General features: G+C 38.0%; 8 protein-coding genes. 7 read left to right on the plus strand and 1 reads right to left on the minus strand.

What is annotated here, in order from left to right:
- The first annotated feature begins 1,059 nt into the window (after nt 1-1,059).
- The 3 genes from QZZ43_RS01420 (at nt 1,060) to QZZ43_RS01430 (ending at nt 4,040) form a co-directional block, all read left to right on the plus strand.
- Complete coding sequence (locus QZZ43_RS01420) at nt 1,060-1,563, plus strand: hypothetical protein (RefSeq protein ID WP_291855397.1); 504 nt, start codon at nt 1,060-1,062, stop codon at nt 1,561-1,563.
- A 256-nt stretch (nt 1,564-1,819) separates the two neighbouring features.
- Nucleotides 1,820-2,395, plus strand: a complete 576-nt coding sequence (locus tag QZZ43_RS01425; RefSeq protein ID WP_291855400.1) for a DUF3575 domain-containing protein — start codon at nt 1,820-1,822, stop codon at nt 2,393-2,395.
- Between the two features lie 19 nt (nt 2,396-2,414).
- Nucleotides 2,415-4,040, plus strand: coding sequence for a hypothetical protein (locus QZZ43_RS01430; RefSeq protein WP_291855403.1), 1,626 nt, complete (start codon nt 2,415-2,417; stop codon nt 4,038-4,040).
- A 430-nt stretch (nt 4,041-4,470) separates the two neighbouring features.
- Here QZZ43_RS01430 and QZZ43_RS01435 read toward each other — a convergent pair whose 3' ends face one another.
- Nucleotides 4,471-5,010 (minus strand): outer membrane beta-barrel protein, encoded by a 540-nt coding sequence (locus tag QZZ43_RS01435; protein ID WP_291855406.1) that lies wholly within the window; start codon nt 5,008-5,010, stop codon nt 4,471-4,473.
- A gap of 988 nt (nt 5,011-5,998) precedes the next feature.
- Between QZZ43_RS01435 and QZZ43_RS01440 the strand changes: the two genes are divergently transcribed.
- The 4 genes from QZZ43_RS01440 to QZZ43_RS01455 all read left to right on the plus strand — a co-directional run.
- The gene (locus QZZ43_RS01440; protein ID WP_291855409.1) at nt 5,999-6,397 is read left to right on the plus strand and encodes a hypothetical protein; all 399 of its coding nucleotides are present in this window, start codon (nt 5,999-6,001) and stop codon (nt 6,395-6,397) included.
- 52 nt (nt 6,398-6,449) lie between these two features.
- On the plus strand, nt 6,450-7,685 hold the full coding sequence (hemA, locus tag QZZ43_RS01445) for a glutamyl-tRNA reductase (RefSeq protein ID WP_291855412.1): 1,236 nt from the start codon (nt 6,450-6,452) through the stop codon (nt 7,683-7,685).
- A 9-nt stretch (nt 7,686-7,694) separates the two neighbouring features.
- Nucleotides 7,695-8,618, plus strand: coding sequence for a hydroxymethylbilane synthase (hemC, locus tag QZZ43_RS01450; RefSeq protein WP_291855415.1), 924 nt, complete (start codon nt 7,695-7,697; stop codon nt 8,616-8,618).
- Between the two features lie 52 nt (nt 8,619-8,670).
- Nucleotides 8,671-9,218 (plus strand): uroporphyrinogen-III synthase (locus QZZ43_RS01455; protein ID WP_291855418.1); only part of this gene is annotated, 548 nt, incomplete at its 3' end.

A 9,218-nucleotide genomic window follows, 5' to 3' on the forward strand; every position in this document is an offset into this window, starting at 1 on the left:
GCACTGGCCCCAAAAAGAACCAAATCCCGATTATGGTTTTTGTGAGTTTTCTTCATGAAAACTTTACAAAATCTATATCGGGACTAGTCATGGCGAATATGATTCGCATCCGGCTGACGGTGTTGAGAAGCCATTGTCGGATGGGCTTTCCGATTTTAAAATGATTCGCCTGGAAAAGTGTGGTCATGTGCTATGGAAGGAAAGGCAAGCCCGGAATGAGTTCTTTCAGATTCTGAAAGAAGAAATAGAGCAGGTACAATAAATACTGAAAGGTTATTTTAGAATATAAAAAATTCAAAATTGTAGTATTAAACTATTTGTATTGCAGTGAATGAAGATTATCATCTTTTTAATCACATAGTAGCGAAGGTCTTTAAAATGGCAAATATTAATCAGTTAAGTCATAATTTTAAGCTGTCTGTTTTTTTCTAGGAATACAAAAGGAGTCTGGCTTCAAGGATTATTTAAATTTTTCACCCTAAGAAAATCATAATTATTCCAACCCTAATGAAATTTACTCGTCTTAAAAAAAATTACCCAGAGGTTCTCTTAAATGGTATTAGCTTCGTTCCGGAGTGCTCCGTGTTGTTGATAGTTGAGGTTTGATTTGCCTGAAAAGAATGTTTGTGGTATCCAGACCTTTAAGATCAATTTATGAAGAAAATTTTACTCCTTTCATTTTTCTCATACTTCCACGGGTCAAAATCCTCAGGATTTTTTGAATCCAAAAGTCTGGTCTGGTTAAAGACTGATACAAAAAGCCATTGGTGGAAAGAATTTCGTAATTAGGTCTTGGAGGCATCCCCTCTGACATCTTTGCCACAGAAAAGACTTTCCGGTTAATTAGAAGTGTCTGACCAGAAAGTACCTTTTACTTCGCAAGCCTCGCAACCGCCACTTTGTGAACCGGCACATGATAACTAAGATGCTTTCCCGACTTTGCAGACTGGCTCTAATTTACATCCAATTGTTTTATTCAAAACTTTTATAAGAAATTTTTAAACATCATCCCATGAAGGGGTGGCAGTAATCCTATAACAAACTTAAAAACAAAAAAAAATGACGTATTCAGTTAAAATTTTAAATGGTTTATTTGCTGTATTGATAGCCCTCAGTTTTGTTCAATGTGAGAAGGATGATACCTCTCCAAAGCAAAACGATACCATCCAAATGAATGGCAATGACTTTTCCATATCTTCTGCCACGATGATTGGTGTGTCTATTGGCGATAGCGGGCATACGGGTATTACTCTGATTAGTGGGAGTGAGACTCAGGCCAATACATTAACCATGGATGTGGAGTCGTTTACACGGAAAACGATTGAAGGAGAATATGCTTATCCTGAAGCTGAAGGCAAAAAGCTACTGGACGACTGGTTGACAAACTATTCAGTTTTTGATGGTTCAACAATGGAGTCGTCGAACCTTAAAGCGGGAGAAGTAACCATCATTCATAACGGAGACAACAACTATACCGTTGAAATGGATCTGACAATGAAAGATGGGGTAACTTTTTCCGGCTTATTTGCAGGGGATTTTCAGGTAATGTTTAATAATCAGTGAAATTTGAAACAGGGCAATGTCAAAATACCGACAATTGCTTTACTATATGACCAACATTTTGGCCCAATAAAACTGAACAGGTTTCATTAGGCCTGATTAATTGACTTTCGTCGAACTTCGTTTCACAAATAATCAATTACGAAGATTTATGAATTTATCAGGCTGGTTGTCAAAATAGGGAATTAAAAATAAAATTTTAAAATGAATAGCTATTGCATCGGTTTGTAATGGCTATATTCAAAAACAAAACCCTGAAATGAAAAAATTATTACTTGTCTTTACACTACTTAGTATCTTTATTGTTAACATTCGTGCCCAGGAAGATATATCGCAGTATTTTGATGATGGAGGAATATCTGAATACAGTAAATTAGTAAAAATTGGAATTGATCTTTTTAACGGAGAGTATTCTGTATTATATGAACAGGAGGTATTCAGAAATATGTCCGTTGAAGCATCGATGGGATTGATTTCAATAAGTCGTCAAAGCAACCTGCACAATTACAATCCCCGTTATGATCTGCCCCAATCGGGCACCGGGGTTTTCTTCGCCGCCAACATCCGTTTATATTTAAGAGAGTATTACGAACGATGGTATATCGGGTTTAAACCCAAATTTAATATTATGGGCGGAAAGCTAATGACCGATATTGTCTTTTTTAATGGTGGATATCAATTACCCCTTCAAAAAAATTTAACACTTGATTTTAATCTTGGAATGGGCGTTAGAACTTATAAGTACACGGAAGAGGTTACAACCGTGCTTACATACGAAGACCGGGATACGCACTTCTATCTTCCTGCAACAATAAAACTTGGATATGCATTTTAATTTCCTTTAAAATAAGATTATGAAGATCATACTGACATTTTTACTTTTCATATCTGCAACACTTTGGTTATCTGCAGAAGAAATACATTACAATGTAAAATCTACCGAAGTACTTCGGGATAGATTACTGGAACGAAGTGCCGGACTAAAGGCAATTGGCTCAATTAATGATCATGCCTATATTTTGTACCAACCATTTACTGCTATCTATGATGGTTCTACTATCGGAGGTGGGAAGATGGGGCATCACATAGGTATGTTTGATAAAGATGTAAATCTGGTAAAAAAGACAAAGCTGAACCCCGGGCCAAATGGTAGAAGCGTTGATTTTGAGGGGGCTCAGGTTATCAATGAAAAATTACTTGTTTTCTTTTCCTTTCAGAATGAAGAAAAAAAGAGTCATTACTTGTTTTCCCGATCATTGAACCCTGAAACACTTGAACTGAATGATGATACAAAAATGATTGCCGAGTTGGACTATTCCGGAATCAGTAAATACAAAAGAACTTCGGTTCAATATGAGCTCTCAGAGGATGAAAGTAAAATAATGTTCTTTTATACTGTTCTAAACCGAAAGAACGAACCCCTGCGCTTTGCTGTTCATGTTTATGACAGCGAATTAAATTCAATATGGCAAAACAGTGTGGCCCCTGGTTTTGAAGAGGGTGTTTTTAGTTATCAGCAATTCCGGGTTGACAACAATGGCGATGTGTATTTACTAGGGACTCATTATGCTGATAAGAAGAATTATTTTGATTCGGCTAAGTTTAATGATCATGATTTCTTCTCGAAGGATACATATTTTACTGATGTTCCAAACTTTACCTACCAATTGTATAAATTCTCGAATAATGGGGCTAAAGAAGAATCTTTGGATATAAATCTCGATTCGAAATTTATCAGAAGCATGAACTTTACCGTAATAAATGGCAAAACACAGGTTAACGGAGTCTTTTCTGATCCTGAAACCATTAGTGCAAGAGGTGCTTTTTCCTTTATACTTGATGTTGCAAGCGGGGAAAAAACAGAAGTAAGTACGGAAATTTTTTCGAAAGACCTGATAGAGAAAGGATTTTCTGAAAAGCAAATAAAACGCTTTAGACGCAGCATTAAAGATAAATCCGAATACGACCCTTTCGATTATATTATCAGCGAAGTTAAGACACTGACTGACGGCACCAAATATTATACTGCAGAGCAATTTATTACTGGCACAAAAAAAGAGCAAAGTGGAAATCAGGTTACGTACACACCTATTTATTTCTACAGCAACGTGTTTGTTGTTCGATTAAATGCATATAATTCAATAAAAAGTATTGAAAAAATAAGCAAAAGGCAATACTCTTTAGCCACTTCGAGATATAACTCTTTTATTGATTTTGAGAAAGATGGTAGCTTGTATTTTATTTACAATACCATAGAAAAGAAAGACGGGTTTTTTAAGAATGCTGAAATAGGCGAGACTTACATTTCAAAAATCGATGACAGCGGCAATACACCGGAGGTATATAAAACTCCTGAATCCAATAAGGCTCCCCTTATGATGCCTGCCACAAAAGTAGAACTTCCCAATCATTCAATACTATACGGTATGATGTCAGCCAACTTTAAGGATTATAAGTTTGAAATTATAGATGTAAAATAGAAAGAGACAGCGTGGGTTTTGAATGGGATTTACCAATACGTTGTATGTTGGCGGTAAAGGAATATTGCATTCACTAAATGCCGAGACCCGGGTGTGTTAATAAAAAACAGCAATAAAGTTATATCCAAATCGAGGCAAGAGGTTCTGAAAAAATAATCAGTGAATTTTGTAATGCCGTGAAAAAGAAAATTCCATTGAATGAGTAAGAGAAGAACTAAGAATTGTGGTAAATTAATGGCAATAAAGTTATTTTTTATTGCCATTACATTGATAGATATTTATTTGATGGAGACAGATATTGCTTTTTATACGATTCAAATTCATTTGCTTCAGCTTTAGTGAGGTAAGTTGGTTTGTCTCGAAGACTTTTGAAGATAATAGAGCTCAAAAAAACGGATTCACTGTTATCAATGAATCCGTTTTGTTTATTTTAGAACATATATTGCAGCGTTGCTCCAATCCTGAAATAGGATCCATCAATAATGGTATATCTCAGTTCCGGAGCCAGATTCAGATTATCAGCAACTCTGTAGTTGGCTCCAACCCCCAGGTTTAAACCTATTTCAGAACCGTTGTCTTCATAGCCAGGTACATCCATCGTTACTTCGCCCAAATATGGCACAGTTTCAGTAACAGTTTCTGATGGGACATTGATTTTCCAGAAAGTAAAGGACAGACCGGCCAGTCCGTAAATATTCAGATCATCACTTTCCTCATGGAAAATATAATGACCATCTAAATCAAGAATATTCCAACTTACATAATCCTTTTCAAAGATATGCGTAAACCCTAAAGAACCTTCCCATATTTCATCAATCTCATAGACTCCGTTAAGCGTAAGACCTACATTTTGAATCTCGGAGGCATAAAAGAAACCCCCTCCGGCTCGTAGCTTAGAAGAATCAAATGATTGCGCGAAGAGGCTTCCGCAAAGAAGCACAGAAAGACTTAATAGTAACAGTTTTTTCATGTTCAAAAGAAATTATAATTAATGAATATGGTTTATTGTGATGTAAAAATGGGATTTTTTTTCAAAAAGAAGAATTTTTAGTTAACCAGACTTACTCAAAAATTAGCCTAATACGATGTTGTTCAATTATTTACGAAAAATGGGCATTCACGATAAAATTTATTTGAAGATTAATTTTTATTCCCTGGATTATTTCCGGCTTCCAGATAAGGTTTTTCGGTCGACATAAAACGCTTTAGTTTGTCGGTATAATGTTCGAGTTCTGTTTTTTTCAAAGATATACCGGCGTATTTCGTTTTTGGTTCAGTTACATATTTGCTTTTTAAATATGTTGCAGGAGACCAATTCTCAAAGGATTTATATGCCCCCTACGCTGAAGGGAGAAGATGAAGCCATAGAGAATGTTGTATCACATAAGAAAGGAAAATTTTACACTAGTGTGGCAATTACTAAATTCCTTCACTAATTTCAAGCGCTTTTTTCCTTTCTGCTTCAACGGGGTTTTTAACCGTAGCTACGGCTATGCTTTGCAAACCCCGTCTGGCATAAAGAAAAAAATCACATAAAATTTAAGTAAACCAATTTAATAACTGACACACTAGTAATGATTATTTCTACGATCGATATACCCTGGAACTACACCGGGTGAATGGCGACCGCTATGATGAGGCTGATTTTGCGGAAAAACTGTCGAGGATAAATTATGATATACATACAGGAGCGATTTTGGGGTTTCCCGGAAAAATCCTTGTTTTTTAGTAAGTCTGATTCTTGCCAGCCTTCCCGTTACCGGGGTTCTGATGTGGACAAATTAAAGTGGGGGAGGCCGGAAGAGGGTTAACAAAAGCAGATTGGCTTGACATTTTGATACTACATTTAATTATGGTTACCCGAAATGCTCTTTTGAGCGTCCCATCTACCGGAAGAATTTCTTTTTTGTACCGATCATTATCGTTACTTTTGAGAGGCAGAATAGAAAAAACCATCCATGTTTATTATCGGCATTTCAGGGGCATTTATACCGTACCTTTTTCTGGTGGGGGTTTTGGTGGTTTTTTCCATCCGCATTTCTGCTTGTACTTCTGAGGGAACAGATGAATTTGATGGGTTGGCTCCCAGGGAGATTTCTTCTGATTTGTGTACCTCATCACCAAGTTCAACTACAGCCTTTTATTTTTACGAGAATTGTCTTCAGGAAGAACCGCAAACAATTTCTGGAATAAACAAGCAATCGGGAGTTAGGGAGGAGATTCAGATGTTTTTTGATTTTGTTGATTCTCAGTGTAGATTTGCCTTGTTGTTTTATACACTTTCACAAGTTGAAAAGTTTTGTTGTAGCGGTCTTTCTCCGCCTCAATTCCTGAGGTCAGAAAACCACCACGTTTAGGCACTTTTTTTCATTTTCAGAACCGTTTCATTAAATATTACCGATCCTCATTATGATTGGATTAATTGGTTTAAGCCATAAAACTGCCTCTCTCGTTATAAGGGAGTACTTTGCTTTTGACAGCAATAAGGTCAACACCTTGTCTCAGGTCATTGTACAGTCAGGTGAGATTGATGGAGTAATTATTGTTTCCACATGCAATCGCACAGAATTTTATTTTACTACCCCCTCGCGCTGTATTAAGGGGGCAATTCAACATATTGATGCCTGTCTCAAGGATTATGTAAAAGCAGATATAACAGACCAAAATCATTTTTATCATTTTTTTGATAAAGAAGCAGTACATCATCTTTTTCGTTTGATTTCGGGCCTGGAATCTATGGTATTCGGGGAGTATCAGATAGTATCTCAAATCAAAAAATCCTTAAGTGTTGCTCAGGAAAATAAAACATCTGGCACTATTCTCTCAAGACTTTTTACCAAGGCCCTGGAAGTAAGTAAACAGGTACGAACCAAAACGGGGATTAATCAGGGTGCTTTTTCTGTAAGCTATGCAGCGGTGGAGAAATGCCGGGAACATTTTTCCGATCTGTCAGGTCGTAGTATTTTGCTGCTGGGAGCCGGAGAAACCGGAGAACTGGTGGTTAAGAATTTGTATAAAAGAGGGTGTCGCAATATTACCATAGCCAACCGAACTTTTTCAAAAGCTGAAGAACTGGCCCATCGATACAACGGCCAGCCATTACGTATCGAAGAGCTTTCTGCTGCCTTGAAAAACTGTGATATAATAATTACTTCCACCAGTGTTGAGCATATTATAAAATTATCAAAGGCAGAATCTTTCTCCCCGGGTCATAAAATTGTGATGATAGATCTGGGAGTTCCCAGGAATATTGATCCTTCACTGGGAGAACTGCCAAATGTGAAGTTGTTTAATATAGACCATCTGCAAAAAGTTGTACTTCATAACGAGGAGAAAAAGAAGAGTTATTTGGATACAGCTAATAAAATAATAGCAATAAAAGCCGGGGAGTTTGATGACTGGCTGGTGAGCCGCAAATTATCCCCTGCAATTCAAAATATGATTTTTTCGGTTCAGGAAGTAAACATGGGAGGGTTAGAATCGTATGGAACTTCCCTTTCGGAGGAGGAAAAGGAATTATTGCGATCCTATAGTCGTCATCTTACAGATAAAATGGTAAGCCGGCTTGTGAAGAATCTAAAGATAACTACCGCTAACGGCCGCAAAGATGATATAATTAAAGCTATTCATCAACTCTTTGAATAATTTTCGGGTATGCAGAAAAACGTTGTAAATATAGGAACCCGGAGCAGTCGGTTGGCCATGTGGCAGGCAGAAGAAGTACGATCAGCTCTTGAGCGGAATTTTGCCAGGTTAAAAGTTAATATAGTTATCCGTGAGACTTTGGGTGACAAGGTTCTGGACAAGGCTTTGTCTAAGATAGGAGATAAAGGGTTATTTACTAAGGAAATAGAAGCCGGGTTGGAAGCCGGGAACCTGGATGTGGCAGTTCACAGTCTGAAGGATTTACCTACGACTTTACCTAATGGATTGATATTGGGGGGTGTATTGACCCGTGGAGAGGTGAGGGATGTATTTATTTCACGGGACGGCCGAAAACTGCGCAATTTTATGCACGAAGACCGGATTGGAACTTCCAGTCTTCGACGACAGGCCCAGCTATTGCATTTTAATCCGGAACTTAAGATTGTTGATATTCGGGGGAATGTGGAGTCACGTCTGAGGAAGATGGAAGAAGGACATTGCGAAGGTGTTGTACTGGCAGGAGCAGGGGTCGAGCGACTTGGCCTGAAAAACCGTATAACCGAATATCTTAGCCCTGAAATAATGCTTCCGGCCGTTAGTCAGGGAGCTGTTGCCATGCAGATAAGGGATCAGGATTCCGAAATGGCAGAACTGATACAATCTATTTCTGATCCTTTGGATATGCAGGCTGTCAGGATTGAACGCAGGTTTCTGAAAACTGTTGGAGGGGGATGTCAGGTACCTGTGGCCTGCTATACCGAGATGAGCAAGAATGAAATAAAGATAACTGGTTTGATTGCCTCCGTTGACGGGCGGATACTTCTTCGAAAAAGTGTTTCCTGCGAGCCAGGGAAGGCCATTGAACAAGCAGAACATCTGGCAAAGACGTTGCTTGAAATGGGAGGAAGGGGAATTTTGAATACGATCCGTTAATTACTTCCATCCAGGCAGCCTTGAATAATTTTACTTAAAATAATAGATTGGAATGAGAAAGCCCAGGGTTATAGCCACCTGGCCGGAGCAAACCTCCGGTATTTTCACTTCTTTATTGGAAAGTAAAGGAGTTGAGGAGCTTTCTATGCCTTTGACCGAAATCATTGAAACCCAGATTACTTTCAAGCACCCCATAGAAAAATATGACTGGATTGTATTTACCAGTAAAAACGGAGTGAAGCACTTCTGGCAGAATCAGTTCAAACATAAGCAAAATAAAATTGCTGTAATAGGAAACGGAACGGCGAAAGCATTTGAGGAATTGCCTTTTAAGCCTGATTTTGTTGGGAGCGGGCAATCGGGACAACAATTTGCCCAAGAATTGAAACCAGTTATCAGGCCCGGACAAAAGCTTTTGCTTGCACTGGGAGACAGAGCTTCTAACGTGTTGGAAGAGGCTTTTGCCGAAATTTGTATAGTGGAAAGAATAGATGTGTATGCCACAGTGAAGGCACCGGTAATTGATCCGGAAATAATGACTTTAGTGGAGAATAACGCTTATGATGTTATTGTGGTCAGCAGTCCTTCGGCTGTTCAGCA

The organism is Marinilabilia sp. (genome assembly GCF_016278715.1).
Classification (GTDB): Bacteria; Bacteroidota; Bacteroidia; order Bacteroidales; family Marinilabiliaceae; genus Marinilabilia.